This window comes from Mesorhizobium delmotii, assembly GCF_900149755.1.
Taxonomy (GTDB): domain Bacteria; phylum Pseudomonadota; class Alphaproteobacteria; order Rhizobiales; family Rhizobiaceae; genus Mesorhizobium; species Mesorhizobium delmotii.
Genome location: NZ_FUIG01000013.1, coordinates 556,463 through 579,700, shown reverse-complemented (window position 1 = coordinate 579,700; position 23,238 = coordinate 556,463). Strand labels below are relative to the sequence as shown.

General features: G+C 62.0%; 20 protein-coding genes. 8 read left to right on the top strand and 12 right to left on the bottom strand.

Annotated features, from left to right (window positions below):
* Nucleotides 1-5: 5 nt before the first annotated feature.
* From BQ8482_RS04260 to dhaK, 4 genes are read left to right on the top strand one after another with little or no spacing between them, the layout of a single operon-like run.
* Complete coding sequence (locus tag BQ8482_RS04260) at nt 6-308, top strand: HPr family phosphocarrier protein (protein ID WP_123146396.1); 303 nt, start codon at nt 6-8, stop codon at nt 306-308.
* Nucleotides 292-1,893, top strand: coding sequence for a phosphoenolpyruvate--protein phosphotransferase (gene ptsP, locus BQ8482_RS04255; RefSeq protein ID WP_123146395.1), 1,602 nt, complete (start codon nt 292-294; stop codon nt 1,891-1,893). Before BQ8482_RS04260 ends, ptsP begins: the two co-directional genes overlap by 17 nt.
* An 8-nt stretch (nt 1,894-1,901) precedes the next feature.
* Nucleotides 1,902-2,327, top strand: a complete 426-nt coding sequence (locus BQ8482_RS04250; RefSeq protein WP_095493850.1) for a hypothetical protein — start codon at nt 1,902-1,904, stop codon at nt 2,325-2,327.
* Between the two features lie 37 nt (nt 2,328-2,364).
* Nucleotides 2,365-3,351 carry a dihydroxyacetone kinase subunit DhaK gene (gene dhaK, locus BQ8482_RS04245; protein ID WP_123146394.1) on the top strand — a complete coding sequence of 329 codons (987 nt, stop codon included), beginning with the start codon at nt 2,365-2,367 and terminating at the stop codon, nt 3,349-3,351.
* Nucleotides 3,352-3,723: 372 nt separating this feature from the next.
* Here the strand turns inward: dhaK and BQ8482_RS38965 are convergent, their stop codons facing one another.
* Together BQ8482_RS38965 and BQ8482_RS04240 are read right to left on the bottom strand one after the other, a co-directional pair.
* On the bottom strand, nt 3,724-3,906 hold the full coding sequence (locus tag BQ8482_RS38965; protein WP_280178804.1) for a DUF2259 domain-containing protein: 183 nt from the start codon (nt 3,904-3,906) through the stop codon (nt 3,724-3,726).
* Between the two features lie 27 nt (nt 3,907-3,933).
* Complete coding sequence (locus BQ8482_RS04240; protein WP_244602695.1) at nt 3,934-4,479, bottom strand: DUF2259 domain-containing protein; 546 nt, start codon at nt 4,477-4,479, stop codon at nt 3,934-3,936.
* Between the two features lie 206 nt (nt 4,480-4,685).
* Here BQ8482_RS04240 and BQ8482_RS04235 point away from each other — a divergent pair, with 206 nt between their 5' ends.
* Together BQ8482_RS04235 and BQ8482_RS04230 are read left to right on the top strand one after the other, a co-directional pair.
* A complete protein-coding gene (locus BQ8482_RS04235; RefSeq protein WP_123146393.1) occupies nt 4,686-6,593 on the top strand; it encodes a propionyl-CoA synthetase in 1,908 nt (635 codons plus the stop codon).
* Nucleotides 6,594-6,715: 122 nt separating this feature from the next.
* A complete protein-coding gene (locus BQ8482_RS04230) occupies nt 6,716-7,798 on the top strand; it encodes an acyltransferase family protein (protein WP_123146392.1) in 1,083 nt (360 codons plus the stop codon).
* A gap of 376 nt (nt 7,799-8,174) precedes the next feature.
* Here BQ8482_RS04230 and BQ8482_RS04225 read toward each other — a convergent pair whose 3' ends face one another.
* The 6 genes from BQ8482_RS04225 to BQ8482_RS04200 all read right to left on the bottom strand — a co-directional run bounded on the left by BQ8482_RS04225 (nt 8,175) and on the right by BQ8482_RS04200 (nt 15,878).
* Entirely contained in the window at nt 8,175-10,556 is a 2,382-nt protein-coding gene (locus tag BQ8482_RS04225) for a polysaccharide biosynthesis tyrosine autokinase (protein WP_123146391.1), read from the bottom strand.
* Between the two features lie 267 nt (nt 10,557-10,823).
* Nucleotides 10,824-11,720, bottom strand: a complete 897-nt coding sequence (locus BQ8482_RS04220; protein ID WP_123146390.1) for a UTP--glucose-1-phosphate uridylyltransferase — start codon at nt 11,718-11,720, stop codon at nt 10,824-10,826.
* Between the two features lie 56 nt (nt 11,721-11,776).
* On the bottom strand, nt 11,777-12,745 hold the full coding sequence (locus BQ8482_RS04215) for a glycosyltransferase family 2 protein (protein WP_123146389.1): 969 nt from the start codon (nt 12,743-12,745) through the stop codon (nt 11,777-11,779).
* The gene (locus BQ8482_RS04210) at nt 12,735-13,685 is read right to left on the bottom strand and encodes a glycosyltransferase family 2 protein (RefSeq protein ID WP_123146388.1); all 951 of its coding nucleotides are present in this window, start codon (nt 13,683-13,685) and stop codon (nt 12,735-12,737) included. The genes BQ8482_RS04215 and BQ8482_RS04210 overlap by 11 nt, the downstream gene beginning before the upstream one ends.
* Nucleotides 13,685-14,680, bottom strand: a complete 996-nt coding sequence (locus BQ8482_RS04205) for a glycosyltransferase family 2 protein (RefSeq protein ID WP_165848415.1) — start codon at nt 14,678-14,680, stop codon at nt 13,685-13,687. The genes BQ8482_RS04210 and BQ8482_RS04205 overlap by 1 nt, the downstream gene beginning before the upstream one ends.
* 25 nt (nt 14,681-14,705) lie before the next feature.
* Nucleotides 14,706-15,878, bottom strand: coding sequence for a glycosyltransferase family protein (locus tag BQ8482_RS04200; protein WP_123146387.1), 1,173 nt, complete (start codon nt 15,876-15,878; stop codon nt 14,706-14,708).
* A gap of 191 nt (nt 15,879-16,069) precedes the next feature.
* Between BQ8482_RS04200 and BQ8482_RS04195 the strand changes: the two genes are divergently transcribed.
* A complete protein-coding gene (locus BQ8482_RS04195) occupies nt 16,070-17,566 on the top strand; it encodes a lipopolysaccharide biosynthesis protein (protein ID WP_123146386.1) in 1,497 nt (498 codons plus the stop codon).
* Nucleotides 17,567-17,604: 38 nt separating this feature from the next.
* Nucleotides 17,605-18,627, top strand: a complete 1,023-nt coding sequence (locus BQ8482_RS04190; RefSeq protein ID WP_123146385.1) for a phosphoribosyltransferase family protein — start codon at nt 17,605-17,607, stop codon at nt 18,625-18,627.
* A 100-nt stretch (nt 18,628-18,727) separates the two neighbouring features.
* Here BQ8482_RS04190 and BQ8482_RS04185 read toward each other — a convergent pair whose 3' ends face one another.
* The 4 genes from BQ8482_RS04185 to BQ8482_RS04170 form a co-directional block, all read right to left on the bottom strand.
* Entirely contained in the window at nt 18,728-19,807 is a 1,080-nt protein-coding gene (locus BQ8482_RS04185) for a glycosyltransferase (protein ID WP_123146384.1), read from the bottom strand.
* Between the two features lie 79 nt (nt 19,808-19,886).
* The gene (locus BQ8482_RS04180) at nt 19,887-20,336 is read right to left on the bottom strand and encodes a hypothetical protein (RefSeq protein WP_123146383.1); all 450 of its coding nucleotides are present in this window, start codon (nt 20,334-20,336) and stop codon (nt 19,887-19,889) included.
* The gene (locus BQ8482_RS04175) at nt 20,333-21,793 is read right to left on the bottom strand and encodes a GMC oxidoreductase (RefSeq protein WP_123146382.1); all 1,461 of its coding nucleotides are present in this window, start codon (nt 21,791-21,793) and stop codon (nt 20,333-20,335) included. The genes BQ8482_RS04180 and BQ8482_RS04175 overlap by 4 nt, the downstream gene beginning before the upstream one ends.
* Nucleotides 21,794-21,892: 99 nt before the next feature.
* Complete coding sequence (locus BQ8482_RS04170; RefSeq protein WP_123146381.1) at nt 21,893-23,224, bottom strand: UDP-glucose dehydrogenase family protein; 1,332 nt, start codon at nt 23,222-23,224, stop codon at nt 21,893-21,895.
* Between the last annotated feature and the right edge of the window lie 14 nt (nt 23,225-23,238).

Genomic DNA, 23,238 nt, shown 5'->3' with positions numbered 1-23,238 from the left:
ACAGCATGTCGGCATCCGCAGAAGCCACCGTCCTGATCAGCCATGAGGTGGGCCTGCATGCGCGCCCTTCGGTGAAGTTCACCAAGCTCGCCAAGAGATTTTCGGCCGAAGTCGAAGTGGCGCTCGCCGCCAACGGGCCCTGGTTCGATGCCAAGAGCATCGTCAAGGTGATGGCCGCCAAGGCGCCGAAAGGGACGGTGCTGCATATCCGAGCGAGGGGTGACGGCGCCGGCGAGGCGGTCGGCGCGCTGGTCGAGCTGGTGCGGCGCGATTTCGACGAGGGCGTGGACCATGCCCGAACCGCTTAGGCTGCAGGGGATTTCGGCTTCGGCCGGCTATGCCGAAGGGCCGCTGTTCAACCTCGATCCGGTTGTCGCGCGCTATGGCCGTAAGGCGACCGCCGCGGACGAGAGGCTCGCGCTCGAAACGGCAATCAAGGCAGCGACAGGCCGGCTTGCGACGCTGATCGAAGCGACCAAGGGCGACGCCGCCGACATTCTCGAATTCCAGCTCGCCATGCTGGATGACGATGCGCTGACCGGCCCGGCCTTTGCCGCGATTGCCGCCGGCCAGCCGGCCGATGCGGCCTGGCGGCAGGCGCTCGACGCCGAAATTGTAGGCTACGAAACGTCAGACCAGGATTATTTCCGGGCGCGCGCCGCCGACATGCGCGACATCAGAGACCAGGTGCTGCGCGCGCTGACCGAAGACAGCGACCCTGCGACGCCGGCAGGAGCTATCTTCTACGGCGAGGACATCGCGCCGACGCGCTTTCTCGAAACCGACTGGAGTTCCGGCGGCGGCATCGCACTGAAAGCGGGCAGTGCCGCCAGTCATGTCGCCATGCTGGCGCGCTCGCGCGGCGTGCCGATGGTCGTGGGGCTTGGGGCAGTCGGGCTCGGTGCTTCGCCGGCTCATCTTGCCGGCGTCGCCCTGCTTGATGCCGAGCATGGCGGCATCATATTGGCGCCATCAAGGGCAGAGGTCGAGGCGTTCCGGCGATCATCGTCGTCTTTCGCGGCGCGTCGCGACAGGGCGGAAACTTTTTTGGCTCGGCCGGCGGTGACGAAAGCTGGCACGGCGGTGCGGGTGCAGGTCAACATCGCCGATCCGTCCGATGTCGACAACATCGATGTCTCGACCTGCGACGGCGTCGGGCTGATGCGAACCGAGTTCCTGTTCGGCAAAACGCTGCCGGACGAGGAAACGCAGTATCGCGCCTACCGCAAGGTGCTCGAATGGGCTGAAGGCAGACCGGTGACCATTCGCACCGTCGACGCCGGCGGCGACAAGCCGGTGCCAGGCTTCACCGTGGCGGAAACTAATCCGTTCCTTGGCCTGCGCGGCATCAGGCTGTCGCTGGCAAGACCGGAGGTTTTTCGGCTGCAGATCAGGGCGCTGTTGCGCGCCGCCGTGCATGGCAATCTGAAGGTGATGTTCCCGATGGTCGCCGTTAGGGACGAGTATGAACGTGCCGCCGCGCTCTTCGCGGAAGAGCAGGCCGCGCTTACCGCGCGCGGCGTCGCGCAAAAAATGCCGTCGCTCGGCATCATGGTCGAGGTGCCGTCGGTGGCGATCGCTCCTGAGGCTTTTACCGAGGTCGCCTTCTTCTCGATCGGCTCGAACGACCTGACGCAGTATGTGATGGCGGCCGCGCGCGACAACGCGTTGGTTGCGCATCTCAATTCGATCAGGCATCCGGCCGTGCTTCGGCTGATCGCCTCGGTTGCGGCGTTCGGCCGCCTGCAAAGGATTCCGGTCAGCCTATGCGGCGACGCCGGCGGCGATCCGGCGGCAATCCCGGCGCTGATTGAGGCCGGCCTGCGCGACCTTTCCGTGGTTCCCGCCCAGCTCGCAATGGCCAAGGCGGCCATTGCGGACGTTTCGATCTAGGCACCGGCATGGCCGACAAGACACCTGAAGCCGGCTCCGAAGAGGCGATCCGCGCCTATAAGACGATCCTGTCGCAGGTCCTCGACCAGCGCCCGTCCGGGATGCGCCAGCGCCTCGCCGACGCGTTGGGCAAGCATCGCAGCTTCGTCACCCAGATTTCCAGCCCGGCCTACTCGATCCCGATCCCGTCAAAACATTTGCCGGCTATTTTCTCCGTCTGCCATTTCAGCCCGGCCGAACGCGACCATTTTCTAGCCGCCTACCATCAGGCGCATCCCGGGAAAATGTCGGTGGCATCAGGCATGCGCAAGACGCGGCATGTCTCGCTGATTGTTCCCGATTTCGGCGACGACAAGCAGAATGCGGCGCTCGATCGGGCGGTCAACGATTTCATCCAGAAGATCACCAGCATCGCCGGCAAGGGCGGGACATAGTCGCGCCCAAGTTCAGCTATTTCGGGAGGAGACGGCCATGAAGAAGTTTCTAAATTCTGTGGACACGGTGCTGACCGAAAGCCTCGATGGCTTCGTTGCCGCACATGCCGACATACTGGCGCTTGGCGACGAGCATAAATTCGTGCGCCGCAGGACACTCAAGCCCGGCAAGGTGGCGCTGATCTCCGGCGGCGGCTCTGGCCACGAACCGCTGCATGGCGGGCTGGTCGGGCATGGCATGCTGGATGCCGCCTGCCCCGGCCAGGTGTTCACCTCGCCGACGCCGGACCAGATGCTGGCGGCCGCGGAGGTGGTCAACACCGGCGCCGGCTGCCTGTTCATCGTCAAGAACTACGAGGGCGATGTAATGAATTTCGAGATGGCCGCCGAAATGTCGGAGGGCGTGATGCAAGTGGTGACCAATGACGACGTCGCGGTCGAGAACTCCTCCTACACCACTGGCCGGCGCGGCGTTGCCGGCACGCTGGTGGTCGAGAAGATCCTCGGTGCCGCAGCCGAGCAAGGCATGGCACTGAAGCCGTTGAAGGCGCTCGGCGAGCGCGTCAATGGCGCAACGCGCTCTATGGGCGTTGCGCTGACCAGTTGCACCGTACCGGCCGCCGGCAAGCCGACCTTCGATATCGGCGACGGCGAGATGGAATTCGGCGTCGGCATCCATGGCGAACCCGGCCGCCGCCGCGACGCGTTGAAGAGCGCCGACGCCATCGCCGAGGAGATCTGCGCGGCGATATCAGGCGATCTCGGTGACAGGGCAAAAGGCCCGGCGCTGCTTTTCGTCAACGGCTTCGGCGGCACGCCGCTGATGGAGCTCTACCTGATGTACAACAGTGCCCGGAAAATCTTCGAGAAAAACGGCGTGACGGTCACTCGCTCACTGGTCGGGTCCTATGTGACATCGCTCGACATGGCCGGCTGTTCGATCACGCTGACCATGCTCGACGACGAGACGATCGCATTGTGGGACGCGCCGGTACATACGGCTGCGCTACGCCGGGGGATGTAGCACGGCCAAGGCCGCGCTGCGGCTTACGACAAGAAGTGGCCGTCAAGCAAAGCCCGCTTCGGTCTGCGAAGCGGCCTTTGCAAGGAATCCCAAAGACAGTCGGTGACAACACTGTCATGCGCTAGGCCGAGCATTGTCAGGCCAGTGTGCTGGAGTTAGGCACAATGTTGCTTTTCCTTTACCTTTGGTAAGGTAAGAAAATCCGGCGGGTTTTTGGAGGCAGAACATGCGTTACAATTGGGATCGGGCGCCGACCGGTTTCGAACGTCACAGAAAGGCGCTGGTCGCTGCCTTGCTGATCGCCGGCGGTGTCGGCCTCATGCTCGCGGCGCTGCCGCTTTAGAACCGCATTTGAGCGCAAGCAGGCGCTTTTCAACGCACCTGGCCGGTCACTGCGATGAAGCGGCGGTCCCGTCCTTCAAATCCCTGACTGAAGCGTTGCACGAGCACGGCAAGCACAGCCGGTTTGCCGTCCGGGGTGAATGCATAGGATTCCGACAGGCTGTAGGAAGTCGGACAATGCCTCGAGCCGGGCACAGCCTTGTCCTGATGCAGCAGTTTGAACGCCTTGCCATCCTGTCCCTACAGCGTCAGGCGGAAACCGAGCCCCTTGCCGGTCGCGGCGCCTTGCTGCGTCTCGTCGAAGCTTGACGAGCAATCCGTCGTGCTGTCGGCCAGGATCTGGTCGAGCTGGATGCTAGAGATGCCAAGCTCGTCATAGCTCGGCGAAAGCGATTTCTGCGAAACCTGCTCGAGGCGCGCAATATCTTGGTAAGCGACCATGTCGTCGGGAAAGGTGAACCTGTCCACAGCCGTCCGCTCGCCGCGCGGCGCGATGGCATATCGGGCGAGGATCGGCGCCGCCTGCGCGGCAGCCTGTGCCCTCGCCTGATCGAGAGTGAGCGTCGCCTCCTCGGTTTCGTCGACGATGCGGATCGGCTTACCACCGACGAATTCATCGGTGCGCGTGTCGATGATGTCGATCTCCGACCAGCCCGAATCCGAAGCGCCGGCATCGAGCGTGCCGTATTGTTCGAAGGCGAAGTAGCTACCGTCCGGCGAAAAGCCGATAATGCGCCGTGCCGCCGCATCGCCGGCCTGAGCGGCGGAAGCGACCACCAACAGCATCGCCGCCAAAACGGCAGATCCAACCTTGCACCGCAACTTCATTGCAACTTGCCCCCAATTATGACCCAGACTGCAATTATGACCCGAGACCATCGTGCCGGGTATTTGCGACCAAGGCGAGAACGCCAAACGACGAAATTGCACATGCTTGCAAAAACAGCATACGCTATTTCAAAGGCAGCAAACATTCCTGGGGAGTAAGCTGGATGGCGTCACGCTACCATGAGGTCTATGACGGCTGGAAACGCGACCCGGAAAAATTCTGGGCGGATGCGGCCAAAGCCATCGACTGGTTCTCGCCGTTCGACACGGTCTTCGATCCGAATGCCGGCGTCTACGGGCGCTGGTTTGGCGGCGCCTCCTGCAACACCTGCTTCAACGCCGTCGACCGCCATGTGGCGGGTGGCCGCGCCGATCAGATCGCGCTGATCCATGACAGCGCGATTTCAGGCACGATCAGGAAATTCACCTATGCCGAACTGAAACGCGAGGTGATCGCGCTGACGTCGGTGCTGAAGAACCGCGGCGTCCAAAAAGGCGATCGAGTCATCATCTACATGCCGATGGTGCCGGAAGCGGCCTTCGCCATGCTTGCCTGCGCCCGGATCGGCGCCGTGCATTCGGTCGTTTTCGGCGGCTTTGCCTCGCACGAGCTCGCCACGCGCATCGACGACGCCAGGCCGAAGCTGATCATTTCCGCCTCATGCGGCCTGGAGCCCGGGCGCGTCGTTGCCTACAAGCCGCTGCTCGACACGGCGATCGAGATGTCGCGGCACAAGCCCGAGGCCTGCCTCATCCTGCAGCGCGACCAACTGCGCTGCGAGCTCAGGGAAAACCATGACATCGACTATGCCGACGCCGTCGCCCGCGAGCGGGCCGCGGGCGCCAATGTCGACTGCGTTCCGGTGCTCGCCACCGATCCGCTCTACATCATCTACACGTCCGGAACGACCGGCCAGCCCAAGGGCATCGTGCGCGACAATGGCGGCCACATGGTTGCGCTGAAATGGTCGATGGAGAACGAGTTCGGCGTCAAGCCGGGCGAGGTGTTCTGGGCGGCTTCCGACGTCGGCTGGGTGGTCGGCCATTCCTACATCGTCTACGGCCCACTGCTGCATGGCTGCACAACCGTCCTGTTCGAGGGCAAGCCGGTCGGCACGCCCGACGCCGGCACCTACTGGCGGGTGATCGCCGAGCATGGAGTCGTCGCGCTGTTCACCGCGCCGACCGCCTTCCGCGCCATCAAGGGACAAGACCCCAAGGGCGAATTCGTTCCGAAATACGACCTGTCGAAGTTCCGCACGCTGTTCCTCGCCGGCGAGCGCGCCGATCCGGAAACCATCAAATGGGCGGAGCAGAAACTGAACGTGCCGGTGATCGACCATTGGTGGCAGACCGAGACCGGCTCGCCGATGACGATCAACCCAGCCGGACTGGGCCTGCTGCCGGTGAAATATGGCTCGCCCGGCGTGCCGATGCCCGGCTACGACATTCGCGTGCTCGACGATGCCGGGCACGAAGTCCCGCGCGGCACGTTGGGCAATGTCGTAGTCAAGCTGCCGCTGCCGGCCGGCTGCCTGCCGACGCTGTGGAATGCCGATGACCGGTTTCGCCAAGCCTATCTCGACGAATTCCCCGGCTTCTACAAAACGGCGGATGCCGGCATGATGGACGAGGACGGTTATTTGTTCGTCATGGCCCGGACCGACGACATCATCAATGTCGCCGGCCACCGGCTGTCGACCGGCGCCATGGAGGAGGTGCTGGCCGCGCATCCCGACGTTGCCGAATGCGCCGTCATCGGCATCGCCGATGCGATGAAGGGCCAGGTTCCGCTCGGCTTCGTGGTGCTGAATGCGGGTGTCGCGCGTGACAGCGGCGCCATCGAGGCCGAGGTGGTCACCCTGGTGCGCGAGCGGATCGGCCCGGTCGCCGCCCTCAAGACGGTGGTGACGATCAAGCGCCTGCCAAAGACGCGCTCCGGCAAAATCCTGCGCGGCACCATGCAGAAGATTGCCGACAAGGAAGGATGGACGATGCCGGCGACCATCGACGACCCGGCCATTCTCGACGAGATCACTGCGGCGCTCAAAGGGCGCGGCATCGGGCTTTAGTTGCTTTCGGAGCGCGGCAGGCGGATCGCGGCGTCGGAATTCATCCTGCACTGCAATCGTCTGTTGTGCAATGCAGCAATAGCCCTTAAACTTTGCGTGGGGGGCCATTCCGAAGGCACGGCATGGCTCAGCAAAAAACCACATTCGGCGGCATCGACATCCTGCGTTTTCTCGCCGCCGTCCTCGTGATGTTCTACCACTACGGCTTCTGGGTGTGGGCGTTCCCGGAGGGCGTTTCGGCGCGCGCGACGGGCGGCATCCCGACCCATCCGGAAATAGGCGGGCTGGTCCAATTCGGATGGGTCGGCGTCCAGATATTCTTCGTCATCAGCGGCTTCGTCATCGCCTTCAGCGCCGAGCATTCGACACCGCTGCGGTTTTTCGAGGCAAGGGTGAAACGATTGGCGCCGGCCGTCTGGATCTGCGCGCCAGTCACCGTGATGGTGCTGCTTTTCGTCGATCTCAGTTGGCCGACGGACGCTGTCACCAGGCTCATGCGCACCGCCTTGTTCGTTCCGTTCAACCCCTGGGTCGACAGCGTCTACTGGACGCTCGGCATCGAGATCGCCTTTTATGCCGTCGTCTGGATCCTGCTGCGGCTCGGCCGCTTCGATCTGATGGAAGCGGTGGCAGTTGCGCTCGGCGCGATCAGCACGCTTTTTTGGTGCCTGTATTATCCATTCGACTGGTCGGACCTTGCCGAGGCGCGCTGGCTCGACCTGCTCCTGGTGCATCACGGATGTTTTTTCGCGACAGGTGTGCTGCTCTGGCTGATGCGTTTCAAGGCAGTGACGCCCGCCCGCCTTGTTTTCTGCGCCTTGTTCCTGGCCGGCGGCGTGCTGCAGATCGTCAGTGCTGTCGACGTCCGCAGCATCAAGGTCGAAGCCGCGATGCCCTACGCGCCGCCGATCGTCCTGTTTCTCGCTGCCATGGCGCTGATGGCGTGGTCGTTACGGCTCGACCTGTCCTGGCGCGGCTGGCGTCGGATCGGGCTGATGACCTACCCTCTCTATCTGATCCATAATGTCGTCGGCGCGGCTATTCTCGGGGCCTTGATGCGCGCGGGAGTGCCATACCTGCTTTCGGTGGTCATCGTCGGCTCGACCATGATCGCCGCGAGCTGGCTGATTGCGATCGAGGCCGAACCGCGAATCCGGCTTCTGCTCGACCACACCATCTTCCGCTATCGGCTCAAGGCCGCGTAACCGCGCCGGCGTGTCACGCCGGTTCCTGGCTGCAAAGTCCTGCTGTGAACGTGCGGCGCGAAAATTGGTGTCCACGCTTTTGCGGCATGACGACGCGACTTCCCAAGCGAGAATTATTTTCTATCGTGGATCATCTTCTGCAGTGGTGAGCCCTTTTTCCAACCGTGTCGACCCGGCGCGGTTCGGCGACCTCTCGGGTCAAGCGAGGAGATCGACCAGCACCAGAAGCGACATTCCCTCCGACCATGTCAGCTTCATGCGCAAGGCTGCCGATCATGGTCTGTTCGAGGGCATTCATGCGCCAGCATCAGGCTCGGTATCGGCCTCGCCGCGCAGGACGACGACGCTGTGCTCAACATTCGTTCTTGTATACCGCTCAGGTGTTTGCCTTCGTCCGCGCTTCCGATTTTTCCAGATAGTAGCTCGAATATCTGTCGAAGAATTTTTCCGAGCCGCCGATCGATCCATACTTCGCCAGCTTCTTCAAATCGACTTTGTTCAAGACGACGCCGACGATCTTGTTGGCGATATAGGATTCCGAGCTCAGTATGGATTGCACCATCGCACGCGGCGTGCGCCCCCACTCGGTCACGAGCACGAAGCCGTCGGCAAGCGGGGCAAAGGCCTTGGCATCGACCACCGGTCCGAGCGGCGGCAGGTCGACGATGATGTATTCGAAGGTTTCCTTGGCGTTGTCGATGAAACGCCGCATTCCGGCCGACGACAGAAGCTCGCTAGTGTGCGAAAAATGACCACGCGGGACGGCCGGGACGATCGCCAGCTTCGTCTGCCGGTCGATCTTGCCGACGGACTGCCAGGTCTGCCCACTCACCACCGCTTCCATAAGGCCTTGCTCGGCCTCCATGCCAAGGCTGCGGCTGAGGCCGGGGTTGCGCAGGTCGCCGTCCACCAGCAGGGTTTTCGACCCGTTGGCGGCAAGCAATCCGGCCAGATTCGCCGCCACGGTCGACTTGCCCTCGCCGGGAAGGACCGAGACTACGCCAATGACCCGGCTGCCTTGCCCTTCCATCACGACGTCGAAGGCAATCTTGGCGCTGCGGAGCGTTTCGGCAAACATCGATGCTGGAGCGTCGATGCTCACTCGCATGCGCGCGCGCCTTTCAGCGGCCGACGGTGATTGACCGGCTTTGGCGTCCGCCTGACCGTCATCGCGCCTGTCGTCCTTGACGACCTTGCTGCCGATGATCGGCAGGTAGCCGAGGAATTTGAGGCCAACGCGATCGCGAACGTCTTCGCCGGTCCTGAAGAACCGTTCCCTGAATTCATTCAGGCCGCCAACCCCGGCTCCCATCATCACGCCAAGAACAAGCGAAAGTCCCAGCACTATGGACATGCGCGGGGTTGCCGCGGACTTCGGCAGCGTCGCGTCGGAGATGACGCGGATCTTGCCGACCGGGAAGGATTGCTGCTGGGACGCTTCCTCGTAACGGCCAAGGAACGTCTGATAGAGCGTCGAGAGCGCGGTTGCCTTCTGCTCCAATTCGCGCAGCTTGACCTGCGACTGGTTGTCGATGGAACTCTTGCCAGCCGCTAACGCGACATTTGCGCGGAGCGCCGTCTCGCGCGCGAGAGCGACTTCGTATTCGTTGCGGAAGCTTTCGGTCAATTGCTTCAGCTCGCCGAAAATCTGCGCCGAAATGTCGGCCTTTTCCTTGGCAAGTGCGACCGCCTGGGGATGCTCAGCCCCGAAATTGGCTTCGATATCCTGCTGCCGCTTGGCGACAGTGAGATAGCGGGTCTTGAGCGTTGAAATGATCGAGTTGCTGGGCTGGTCGGCGGATATGGCGGCGTCCCTGAATGCGTTGTCCGAACCGCTTTCAACGATCGACTTGTATTGCTGGTAGCGGGCGCTGGCGCGGGCGGTATCGGCCTGCGCCTCAATGAGCTGGCCATTGAGGTCCGACAGTTGCTTGTCACTGATCAACTGGCCGTCATCGACGGCCAGTCCATGTTCGGCCCTGAATTTCTCGACGGCGAGAGCCGCTGCCTGGGAACTTTCGCGAAGCTCCGTCAGCCGCCCTTGCAGCCAGACCGCTGCCCGCTCGGTCGCATCGAAGCTCGCATCGAGCTGATCCGCGAGATAGGCGTCGGCATAGGCTTTGGTGACCGCGGTCGCAAGTGCGGGGTCCGTCGCCTGGTAGGCGATGGAGATCACATAGCTTCGACCGATGCGCTCGGCTTGCACCTCGTTTTGCAGTTTGAGGATAGCGTAATCGCGGCGTGACGACGCAATCATCGCGTCACGCGTCGCCGGATCAAGCTGAGTAACGTCGGTAGTACCCACGGCGGGACTGGGACGGAAATACCGGACCACGCCGCGCACAAAATCGGCAGCTTTCGACACGGCCGACGTCGGAGGGTCCATGAAAGCGTCGTTCTGATCGAGCTTCTGCTTGTCGACGACCACCGCCGCCAGCCTCGCCGAGTGGAGAATTTCAATCTGGCTCAAAATGGCGGAGTCGGTCTGCATGCTCACCGACGCCGCCGAGACCTCATCAACGACCTTGTTCAAGCCTTCGTCGATCAGCACGCGGCTCATTGCCAAATAGGTGGGAGGCGTGGTCTGCAAATAGAGCACGCCCAGAAAAAGTCCGATGGCGGCGCATGCCGCAACAACCTTTGCCTGCCTTGCTGCCATGCCGAGCAAGCGCTCGACATCGATAAAGTCTTCGGCGCTGACTGCGTCCGAACTCGGCAATGGCTTCCTCTTGTCGAGAGGAAAATTGGCATAATTCATCTTCGGTCCAATTCTAGTTTGTACCTAGAGCGGCGGTCTCTCAAGTCGAACTGTGCCGCCGCTCTATTTTTGTCGAACATCGGATTTTCCCAAAACCGGTCTCCACTTTGGGTCCGATGCTCAAGTTGCAGACGCTAGAGCAAAATCGAGAGCATCAGCATATCTACGATGCAAGCTTCATGCCAGACACCGCGAGACCTGGGCAGCAAAACATACCGGCGTGTCTTGCGTCATCATCCATTTGCTAATGCTCCCAAATAATGGGCTTTATGCGGCTTCCACCCGGCGCTCATGCGACCGGACGAACTCCTGAAGCATCTCGAAGATCGACCCCTTCATGTCGTCACGCGCCAGCGCGAACGCGACATTGGCCTGGATGAACCCCTCCTTCGAGCCGCAGTCGAACATTCGACCGTTGAAGGGCTGGGCGAAGAAAGCCTGGCTCTGCGCAAGGCGGACCATGGCGTCGGTCAGCTGAATCTCGTTGCCGGCGCCGCGCTGCTGATTGCCGAGCAGCGCGAAGATCTCGGGCTGCAGGATGTAGCGGCCGTTGATGTAGTAGTTCGACGGCGCATTGGCCGGAGCCGGCTTTTCGACCATGGCGGTGACCTCGAAACCCGAGCCGACATCCGCGCCGCAGCCGACAATGCCATATTTGCTGGTCTCGGTCGGGTCGCAGCGCTCGACGGCGATAACGTTTCCACCGGTCTGCGCATAGAGGTCGGTAATTTCGGCGAGACATCCGCGCCCGCCGAAGGACACCATGTCCGGCAACAGCAATGCAAAAGGCTCATCGCCGATGACCTCCCGGGCGCACCATACCGCATGGCCGAGACCTTGCGGCGACTGCTGCCGGATGAAGCTCGTCGCGCCAGCCACGGGAAGCAGGCTTTCGAGCGCCTGAAGCTGAGCCGTCTTGCCGGTCTGCTCCAAGGTCCCGACCAGTTCGGGATGCAGATCGAAATAATCCTCAATGACCGCCTTGTTGCGGCCCGTCACGAAGACAATGTGCTCGATGCCGGCTTCGAACGCCTCGTCCACCGCGTATTGCACGACAGGCCTGTCGACGACCGGCAGCATTTCCTTCGGCATCGATTTGGTCGCCGGCAGGAATCGCGTTCCAAGCCCCGCTACCGGTATGACTGCCTTCCTGACTTTCTTCATTGCATATTCCTTCTGAGGAGATCACTTCAACCTGTCGCAGGCCGCCAAACTATTTTTCAGCTGCCTGCACCCTTCACCTCCCCCGCACCCGCGGCAAATTGCGCCGCCACCCTTCGCAGCCGAACGGCGATCGGCATGCCCATATGCCGAACCGCCGCCGGATCGCTGAGCACCGTCCACACCGCCTTGAGGGGGGATCGGGCCTTGATGTGCTGGACCAACGAAAGGAAAGACGCCGCCTTGCGCAGGCTGCGCGTGCGCCTCGCGAAAGCGGCCTCGGCGGCTGCGTCCATCGAATGGGTCCTGGCGAAAACGAGGTCGGCCTTGCGCATCGCCTCGACGTGATGAAGTTCAAGCACGCGGGAAATGGAGCCGGTCCGGATGTGGTAGACATAGCCGGTCGTCGGCTCGACCACGCATTTGCCGCCCTTGGCCAGAGCACTGGCCAGCAGGATGTAATCTTCTCCGATGATCAGGCCTTCGTCATAGCGAAGCCCGTTTTCGCTCAGGAAGCGTCGCTGGAAAATCGGTTTGAGATAGCCGAGATTGAACCTGGATTCGAAGACCACGTTGCCGGCGATATAGTCCGCCAGCGAGATTTCACCGAGCCCCTCCAGGTAGTCGGCCGGGAACATCGTCTCTTCGGCAACGCCGTCCTCGCGAACGACCTGGAGATTGTCGACCGCGATCTCGGCGCCCGCTTTCTCCGCACGGTCAATCATGGTGCAGATTCGCCCGGGATAGACCGCGTCATCGGAATCGAGGACCGCGACCCACCTGCCGCGAGCAAGCTCAAGGCCGGCATTCCTGGCGCCGCCGGGACCACGGTTTTGCTCAAGTGCGACAACGCGTACGATGTCTTCGGGGTAGGATCGCGCCAGATCGAGCGTCCGGTCGCGTGACTGGTCGTCGACGACGATGATTTCGACGCTGACATCGCGCTGGGCGATGGCGCTGGTGATCGCCCGCTCGATGGTCAGCTCCGCATTGTAGGCGGCAATGACAAAGGTGACGTCAGGCTGCATGCTTGCCCCCTTCCTGCGGCGAGGGCAGGCCGTACTGGCGGATTTCACGCACACCGACGAGACCGCTCACGACGCCGACATGCATGACGCCGCGAAGCACGCTGCGGTTCCTGCGCACGGGATTGATGGCGACCGGGATTGCCGATGCGAAACAAAAGACCGCCTTTGCCGAGGCAAGACCAACTTGCCTCACCAGCGCGAGCCCATTCGCGTCGCGCCCCAGAAGGTGCCCATGCGTTTGCCCGGCGCGGAACCGGCGGCGCCGGAGCCAGTCGAATGCGGCCCTGGCGCGCGGCACCACTTCGTCGACCCAGGCCTGCGGCGAAAAGGCGATGCGGCCGCCGGCCTTGACCATATGATCGAAGAATTCGGTGTCCTCGCCGCCGGTCTGGCCACGCGCCAGGCTGAACCGTCGGCCGCGGAGGCAGTCGGCGCCCATCCTGAGCAGGACGTTGCAGGTGTAGCCGGTGCGGATCTCGCCGCGCACCCAGACCGGCAGGGTCGAGTGGAAATCGCCGCGGCGCATCCAGTCGGGCGCGTCCGGCCGATAGCGCGCCCGCACCGGCCCGAGCACGGCGGCGGCGCCACTCACCTCCGCCGTCGCCACCAGTTCGGCGAGCCATCTGGACGATGCCGTTTCGTCGTCGTCGAGGAAGGCGACGAAATCCGACGTGCTGGCGTCGAGGCAGGCGTTGCGGGCGATCGAGATGTTGCGCGCCGGGCAATGATGGTAGCTGATCGGCAACTTCAACGTCTCCGCCAACGTCGCCACCAGCAGTTCTGCCGTCGGGCCGTCATCATTATCGGCCACGATGACGCGGATGTCGAATCCCGAAGGCACGTCAAGGGCGGCTATCGAGCGAAGCGTGTCGGCAAGCTCCGGCCGCCGAAACGTGCAGACGCAGATGTCGATGCTGCGGTTTTTTTCGGCCACACCCATCACGCCACCCTACGCTGTGGCCGCGGTCCAAGCAGTTGCAGCCAGAAGCCGACGGACCAGCCGAAATGCATGACCATCGCCGAAATCCCGGCAAGCGCATTGTCCGGATTGCGCTGGCTGATGGCGGTCCACACGCCATAACCGAGGCAGACCGACGCCCACACCAGCAGCGGCGTGATCGCCAGCCAATGCACGAAGGAAAAAGCCGCGAGAAGGACGACTGGGAACACCAGAAGCGGCACCATCTGCCGGACCTTCGGTATCATGCGGTGCTTGAGAATGTTCTTTGCCCGGCCGCGGCCATAGCCGAGATACTGGAAATAGAGGTCGGCGAGCGACGAGCGCGGGTAATAGATCATTTGCGTCTTGCCGCTCATCCAGATCCGGTAACCGGCCTTGCGCAGCCGGTAGTCGAGTTCCGCATCCTCGTTGTGGCTGAACGTCTCGTCATAGCCGCCCACCGCCTTGAAGGCCGATATTCGCATCAGCGCATGGTGGCCGTGATCGACCCACTCTCCCACTGAGAGATGCCGGTGCTTGGAGCCGCCAGTGCCGAGCTTGGAATTCTGTGCAGCCGCCACCGCTTTCTGCACCATACCGCTGCCGCTGGTCAGCATGGAGACGACGACCGAATCCGCGCCGGTGACTCGCGCCTCCTGGACCAACCGATCACAATAATCCGGGGGATAGCCGCCATGCGCGTCGATGCGAATGACATATTCAGCCCCTTCGCCACAACTGGCGACGGCGAGATTGATCGCCGCACTCTGGAGGCGCTTTTCGTTGTGAAGAAGGATGATCCGCGGATCCTTCCCGGCGATCTCCTCGACGATCGCCCTTGTGCCGTCCGTGCTGCCGCCATCGGCAACGATGATCCGGGCACCGAGCCTCTCGGCCGCCGGGCGAAGCTCATGAACAAGCGCGCCGATGTGAGCCGCTTCGTTCAGGCACGGAATCACGATCAGGCCGGACGGAAGAATTTTGGTCTGCATCATCGGCCCATGTCCATCCATAGCCATCCTAAGCCAGTGCCTTGGCAGCATATGAATCGGGCACGGCCGTCAACCCGCGAAGCTTCTCGACGAGCGCCCGGCAATCGCTGCGATCGTGGCTCCAGGTTCGCGGATTGCGGGCAAGAACACGCGCCCGCAATTTCCCGAAACGATGCTCCTCCAGTTCGCCCAGGGCGGCTTCGAGTGCCTCGGGCGTGGCTTGAGGCAAAAGAACGCCGATCCCGTGCCGGTCGAGGAACCGGCCAGTTTCGGTGTTGCCCATCGAGATCGGCACGGCGCCGAAGCGGCAGCCCTCGTAGAGGCGGTTGGGCAGCAGCCATTCGGAATTCAGCCCCTGCTCGAAAAAATCGATGGCCCAGGAAAAATGGACCTCACGGTAGATCGTAGCCATATCCTCGGGATTCCGATAGGGCCCGCCGAACGAGAGCCAGGGCTCGGATTCAACGAAACCGTGAAAATCCGGAAATTCGGAAAGCGCCGGACGGCCTCTGAGGATGATTTCGAAGCGGCCCTCGAGCCGTCGGGAAAATTCGGCCAGAAGCTCCAGGGAGCGGCGGCATCGGAGTGCGCCGAACCAGCCGATCCGCCAAGGCGGAGGGATGGGGGCCTCCACCGCTGTGCGATCATCCAGCGAAACCGCGGCAAGCTCGAAATATTTGTTTTCGAGCAGTTCGACCGGCGCAGCAATCTGCCCGAATGGCTTGAAGTAATTGGCGATGAAGGCCGGCGAACTGGTGACCAGCAGCTTTACATCCCTGGCCAGATAGCGTTCCGCGCCGCGCATGGCCCTGCCCAGAAAGTCGTCGCGAAGCATCAGACGATGGATGTCGAGACACTCATAGACGATCGGCACCGTTGCCTGGAACGCCGATCTGGCACGCCGGGCAAGCGCCAGCATTTCCAGATTGCGTGCGATGATGAGGTCAGGTCTTGGCATCGAACCTAGTTTCGAACCGATCGAGACCGCCGCCTTTGTGACTGCTGCCAGACGCTGGCCGAATCGGCCGTCGCGCGTCGCGCCAAGATCGATCGGCCGCAAGCCCTCGACATCGGCGATCGGGCTTACAGTCCGACGGAAGCCCGCCAGTGTGACCTGGGCGCCGCCTGCCTTGAGCATTATGATCCGCCGGCGCACTGCCGGATCGGAGACGTCGTGTACCAAGTACAAGACATGCAGCATGAAAACTCGACCGCTGTTGGCCCGCCCGGAAAAACCCTAGTACAGCTTTTGCTGCATCGCAACATTTTTGGTGCAGCGAGGCAGGTATCCATGTTTTTTGTTGCGCTGCAAAATTAATGCCGTAGTTTGATGGTGGCATCGGGCATGGGTCGGATATTGGGACCGGCACAAAAAAATCAGGGATCCTGAATTTGCAAGCCAATGCATTCGATCCGCCAGAGGGCTCTCTCCGCAGATCGGTCGGACGCGGCGCTATCGTCACGGCTTTGGCGCAATCGGTGCGGGTTGCGACGCAGGTTGCCTCCGTCATCGTGCTGTCGCGCCTGCTGTCGCCGCACGACTTTGGTGTGGTGGCAATGTGTGCGCCGGTGCTTGCCTTCATCGCGCTGTTCCAGGACTTCGGCCTAACCCAGGCGACGATCCAGAAAAGCGGAATCAAGCATGAAGAGATCAATTACCTCTTCTGGATCAATGTCGCGGTCAGCGTGTTACTCGCTTGCGTGCTCGCCGGCGCGGCGCCTGTGGTCGCCGCCTTCTACGGCGAGCCGCGGGTGGCAGATCTGGTGGCCGCGCTCGGGCTGCAGATCATAGCCTATGGGCTCGGTGCCCAGCATCTGGCGCTGCTGACACGTCGCATGCAGTTCGCCCGCCTGGCCATCATCGACGTCGCAAGTGCCATCGCCGGCCTCGTCGTGTCGATCGCCTGGACTTTCATCGACCGTTCCTACTGGGCGCTTTTTGCTGGCACGCTGACAGCAGCCGTACTGCCCACGATTTGCTTCTGGGCAAGCTCGCGATGGCGCCCCAGCCTGCCGCGCAAGGTTGGCGGCATCAGCGAGCTGATCAATTTCGGCGCCGGCATCACCGGATTCAACTTCGCCAACTTCTTTGCCCGAAATCTCGACAATGTGCTGATCGGAAAATACTGGGGCGAAGCGCAGCTTGGGCTCTATGACCGCGCCTACAAGCTGCTTCTGTTTCCGCTGAGCCAGATCACCAACCCGCTGTCGAAGGTCATGGTGCCGGCTCTTTCCAGGCTGAAGGACGAGCCGGACCGCTACCGCAGCGCCTATCTTCGCGTCATGCCGCTGATCTTGCTGGTTGCACTTCCAGGTGTCGCCTTCGCCACCGCCATGGCCGACGTGCTGATACCGTTCGTGCTCGGCGAGCAGTGGCGGCAGAGTTCCAGCATCTTCCTGGCACTCGGTTTTGCCGGACTGCTGCAGCCGCTCAACAACCCGGCGGGATGGCTTTTCATCAGCCAGGGCCGCTCGGGCGATTTTATGCGCTGGGGCATCATAACAGCCTTGACCTCGGTGCTGGCCTTCATCGTCGGCCTGCCCTATGGCGCGCTGGGCGTGGCGATCGCCTATGCAGTCAGCGAGTATCTCAGAACGCCTTTCCTGTGGCTCTATATCGGCAAGACCGGGCCGCTGCGGGCAAGCCATATTCTTCGCGCGGCAACGCCCTTCGTGCTTGGTGCACATCTGGCGCTTGCCGCTATCTGGTTCGCCAAGCCGCTGCTGCCGCAACAGCACATCCTCGCCATGGCAAGCGCGGTGGTGCTATCCTACATGATCACCATCGTGGTCGCCCTAGCGTTTGCTTCCGGCCGCGAGGCGTTTCGGGAGGCACTGAAGCTCCTGCCGGCACGGGCGCCCACGGCGGCACCAAGCGAGGCGAAGTAACTTGCACGGACATCCATACGAGGACCAGGCCTGATCCCATGCACTACCGATCGATCTCCGACATGAACGATGCCATTGTCAGGAACCTTCACCGGTTGCCGCGCGATATCGACCTGGTGGTCGGTGTTCCCCGAAGCGGCATTCTCGCCGCCACGCTGCTCAGCCTGACGGCGAACATCCCTATGACCGATCTGGACAGTTTCCTTGCCGGAAAGATCTATACTTCGGGGGTCACCAAACGCCGGGCCGCGCTCGACCGGCAGGCTTCCGACATGCGCAAGGTTCTGGTGATCGACGACAGCGTCAGCGGCGGCGCGGCCATGCGCGAGGCACGCAGCCGCGTAGAGGCCGCCGGCATCAAGGCGGATTTCACCTTTGCCGCGGTGTTCGGCCTGCTGCCACAGCACGAGGAAACCGACATCGTCTTGGAAGTCGTGCCGCATCCAAGGATGTTCCAGTGGAATTTCATGCACCACAAATTCCTCGCGCAATGCTGCGTCGACATCGACGGCGTGCTCTGCCTGGATCCGACCGAAGCGGAGAACGACGACGGCCCGGCCTATGAGAAATTTCTGAGCGAAGCACTGCCTCTCTTTGGACCGACCCGCAAGATCGGCTGGCTCGTCACCAGCCGGCTCGAGAGATACCGCGCGCTTACCGAAGCATGGCTCGCAAAGCACGGCATCGAATACGACAAGCTGATCATGCTTGACCTGCCGAGCAAGGCGGAACGGCAACGGCTTGGCGTGCATGGCAGTTTCAAGGCCGATTTCTACCGCAAATCCGATGCCATCCTGTTCATCGAAAGCGAGCACCAGCAGGCGCTAAAAATCGCCAAGCTTTCCGGCAAACCGGTGCTGTGCGTGGAAACGCATGTGATAAATTATCCCGACGCGTTGTCGCTTCCGGCACTTCGACAGACGGCACGCAACCTTCCGGACAGATTGCAGGAGATCAGTTCGCCCGACGGGCGCAAGACGGCGATCAAGACCGTCGCGCGCACGCTGCTTGGCGAACGCGGCTACGAGACGCTCAAGAGCCGGGTCAAACGACCGGCCTGAACCTGGTTTCGGGACTTAAAGCGCGTCACGCGACGCGCTTTAAGGTTTGTTTTATGCAGTCGTTGTCCCAAAACCGCTACGCACTTTTGGGCGACATGCATTAGGCGGCTTGCCGCGAAGGCTGTCGTGTCGCCCTCTCTAGCATCGAGAAGAAGGTCGCGAACTGACTCGCCGGATCGAGTTCCGGGCGCTCGGAGAATGCACGCGCCGCCGCGGAAAGCAGCCGATATTCCTGGCTGTCGGTCCACAGACGCCTGACCACTGCCACCCAGTCGGCGAGTGGGGCGTCGTAGTCCAGCACCACGCCACCGGAGCCGACCGCTTCGGGCAGGCCACCACGACGCGAGCCGACGACGGGAATGCCGCTGCAATGCGCTTCCGACGCCACTCGGCCCCAGGCCTCTTCCCATTTGCTGGGTGCGAGCAGGATTTTCGTGCGGCCATAGACCGTCTTCATATCGCTGGTCCGGCTCTCCAGCGTGACGTTGCCGAGCGGCGCGATCGTCTGCTCGATCCGGGCCCGATGATCGTCATCGAGCTTCCAGCTTTCGACGAACAGGAACGGGATTTCGGAGCAGGCGGCGGCGATGCGCACCGCAAGCTCGAAACCTTTTTCCTCGTAGGGGTTGATCAGCGTGACAAACGCACCCGTCGTCGGCGTGCTGTAGAGTGCGGGATTGATGGTCGGCGGTATAACCGTCGAATCGATATCGAATTTTGCCTTGTAGGAGCGCGCCGTGAACTCGGAATTGGCGATGTAAAGCGCCGAATGCAGCTCGCGCAGATCGCCGCCCAATTCATGAAACTCGACATTCCTCAGATACACGACCAGCGGTACGCCTTCGGCCTGCAGCGCCTTGCCGATCGGAACCGACTTGTGGCACTGGACCACGGCGACGTCCGGCCTCAGCTTTTCGACGGCAAAACCCGCCGCCTCCCAGGGAAACCAAGCCCGCACGACCGGATAGCCCGGATAGCTGTCGATGACCGCTCGCTGCCTCAGAAGCTTCATCTTGGCGCGCGCCTTGTAGCCGAAGACGCCCTGGCCGAACAGCGCGGCGAGCACCGACGCCTCATGTCCGCGCTCGAGCAGCTGCTCGGCAAGATGATGAGTGCTGGACTGGACACCGCCGCTGAACTGGGGCGTGTAACCGTTGCCGCCTGCAAAAAGCACCTTCATGGTTTCGGCTCCTGTCGCATTCTCAAGTTTACGGACGATGACGGATCGCTTGTTTACGGATGGTGACTGCAACCCGCCTTCAGGCACCCTGCTGCATCTCTAAATTGGCGAACGGATTGGTGCATGGCTGCCATCCGGTGAATCGGATCGGGTCGGTTGGCGAACTGCGCCGGGCGTAGTCGGTCAGCATATGGAACTCGGCAATGACCCAGCGGTCGAAATGCCCCAGATCCTCTTTTTTCCGTTCGGGCAGCAACCGGCGGGCGGCGCCCAATTTCAGCGCCTCAAGCAGAGTGACCGCATCGCCCAGCTTTTCGTTTGGAAATATCCAGGGATTCCGCTTCTGGAACTCCAAAACGAACTGCTGCATATGCTCGATGCGCATGTTCAGCCTGCCGAAATATCTTTCGAGCGTGACGCGCACCAGGTCCTCATCCGAAAGCGAGGAAACGGCGGCGTAGGCGATGCCGGTCGAAGCAACTCCGCCAGCCATGATGGCCAGTGCCGCGCGTCGCGAAAGCTTGATCATCCGGCCATTTCCTTTCCCGCTATCCGGCTCGCCGCCCGCAAGGAGAGGGCTGCCGCGGTCAGGCTCGGGTTCGCACAGGAGCAGCTTGGATATGTGCTCGAGCCGACGACAACAAGGTTCCTGAGCCGATGGTGGATCATGTCGCGGTCGACAACCGAATCCGCCGGGCTCACGCCCATCCTCAACGTGCCCTGGACGTGCGACTCGGTCCGCCGGATGCCGCGATCGAAAATCTCTTCGACCGGCAGCGGAGCCAGAAGCGCCGGCAATTTCTCCTTTGCCCGCGCCATGCCCTTGACCGCGTAGTCGGATGCCCCATTGAAACTGACGAAGGCGTTTTCATCCTCGTCGAGGACCACGAGATTCTCCGGGTCGAGCAGGTCTTCGGTGACAATGATGAGGGGAAGCGTCTGACGGACACGTCCCTTTTCGGGGCGCATCCCGTGTTGCCAGCGGTTTTCGAAATAGACCAGCGCCGCCGCATGGTCTGATCTGTGAGGGCCGTCATAAAGGCCGAAATTCAAGCCGGTGGTGATGGTACTTCCGTCGAAATTGTCGACACCGTCGAGATAGGCTTCGAAATTCCATCCGTAGGATTCGTGCAGGCCGCGCCCGACGAATTCGCCCGATAGGCCCGACCGCAACATTATCGCCGGGCTCTGGATGGCATTGGCGCCCAGAATGAAAAGATCGCCGCTGACCGAATACTCCTTGCCCTCATGAACGAATGCGACCGAACGGACCGATCCGCCGACATGGTCGAGCCGGCGCACTTCAGCGCCAAGGCAGACCGAAACGTCGGGATGCTCGAAGACGTGCATCAGGCCGTTGTTGGCGGTGAACTTCGCGTCGACCGGGCATAACCCGCATCGCAAATTGGCGCAGCACGAAGACCGCTGCGCGGTCGGCACGCGCGCCCTGGCTGTCGGCACGACAAAATGCTGGTCCGGCTGCGCCGCTTTCATCATCCGGTCCGGCGTCGACATGTGATGCGGTGGTTGGGGAAACGGCCTGGAACGCGGCATCATCGCCGCCATGTCGGGGTCGCCTGAAATCGACATGACGTCCTCTGCATCGCAGTAGAACGGCTCGAGCTCGTCATAGTTGATCGGCCAGTCGTTGCCGACCCCGTAGAGGCTTTTCAGCCTGAAGTCGTTCGGATGAAAGCGCGGCGTCTGCGCGAACCAGCAATTCGTCCCGCCACCCAATCCGATGGTGTAGTTCCACGGCTTGTCGGAGTTGGTCTTGTAGGTGGTCTCGTCCTCGATGTCGGTGTTGACGTTCTGCTCGAGCTGCCATTCATGCGTGTTGTGCCGGCCCCATTCGAGAACCAGAATGCGCGCCTTTCGCTGCTTGGCGAACGCATGCAGGAAGAAGGCCGAACCGAAACCGGAACCGACAGCGACAAGATCAAAATGTTCGTTGGCGATCTGTTCCGGCCTGATGCCCAACACCATCAGATAAGACCCCTTGCTGACACGAGCGCGTTCATCGGCGCCCTCGTGATCGTCCTTGATGTCCGAGCCGGCCTTGTCACCGGCCTTTCCCGCATGGTCTCACGCCGCCATCCTGCCGATGCTGTGATATTCGATGCCGTAGCGAGCGATGACCTTCGGGTCGTAGAGATTTCGGCCGTCGAAGATGATCGGCGTGATCAGCGCATCCTTCACCGCATCGAACGACGGCGCCTGGAAGTTCTTCCACTCGGTGGCGATCATGAGCGCATCGGCGCCGCGCAGCGCTGCCTCCTTGGTGCCGCACAAGAGCAGATCCTCGCGCAGTCCGTAGATGGCCTGGCATTCCTGCATCGCCTCGGGATCGTAAGCCTGCACTTTGGCACCGGCCTTCCAAAGCGCTTCCATCAAAACACGCGCCGGCGCCTCGCGCATGTCGTCGGTATTGGGCTTGAAAGCCAGGCCCCACAGCGCAAAGGTCTTGCCCTTCAGATTGCCCTCGAAATAGCGGTTCACCTTGTCGAACAGGACCGACTTCTGTTCATTGTTGCGTTCCTCGACCGCGCGCAGCAGCTTGGCATCGAACTTGACGCCTTCGGCGGTCTTGATCAGGGCGCGCACGTCCTTGGGGAAGCATGAACCGCCATAGCCGAGGCCCGGATAGATGAAGTGATAGCCGATGCGCGGATCGCTGCCGATGCCCTTGCGGACCTCCTCGATGTCGGCGCCCAGCTCCTCGGCCAGATTGGCCATTTCGTTCATGAAGCTGATCTTGGTCGCCAGCATGCAATTGGCCGCGTATTTGGTGAACTCGGCGCTGCGCACATCCATCACGATCATCTTCTCGTGGTTGCGGTTGAATGGAGCGTAAAGCTCACGCATCACCGTCTCGGTATCCTCACTGCCGGTGCCGACGATAATGCGGTCGGGCTTCATGCAGTCGGCCACCGCGGAGCCTTCCTTGAGGAATTCCGGATTGGAGGCGACGTCGAAAGTCAGATCCTCGCGGCCCCGCGCCTTCAGCGTCGCGGCGATCTTGGCCTTTATCTTTTCGCAGGTGCCGACCGGCACGGTCGACTTACCCACGACGATCTTGGGCGCGTCCATCTCCCGGCCGATGGCCTCGGCAACGGCCAGCACATATTTGAGGTCGGCCGAACCATCCTCGCCCGGAGGCGTGCCGACGGCGATCATCTGGATTTGGCCATGCTTGACGGCGGCCGCGGCATCGGTGGTGAACTTGATGCGGCCGGCCGCATGGTTCTCCTTGACGAGGTTTTCGAGCCCGGGCTCGAAAATCGGGATGAGGCCCTGATTGAGCCGCTCGACCTTTTTCACGTCGATGTCGACGCACATCACCTGGTGTCCAACTTCGGCAAGCACCGCCGCCTGCACGAGACCGACATAGCCAATTCCAAAGACCGTCAAATTCATTTGGTATCATTCCT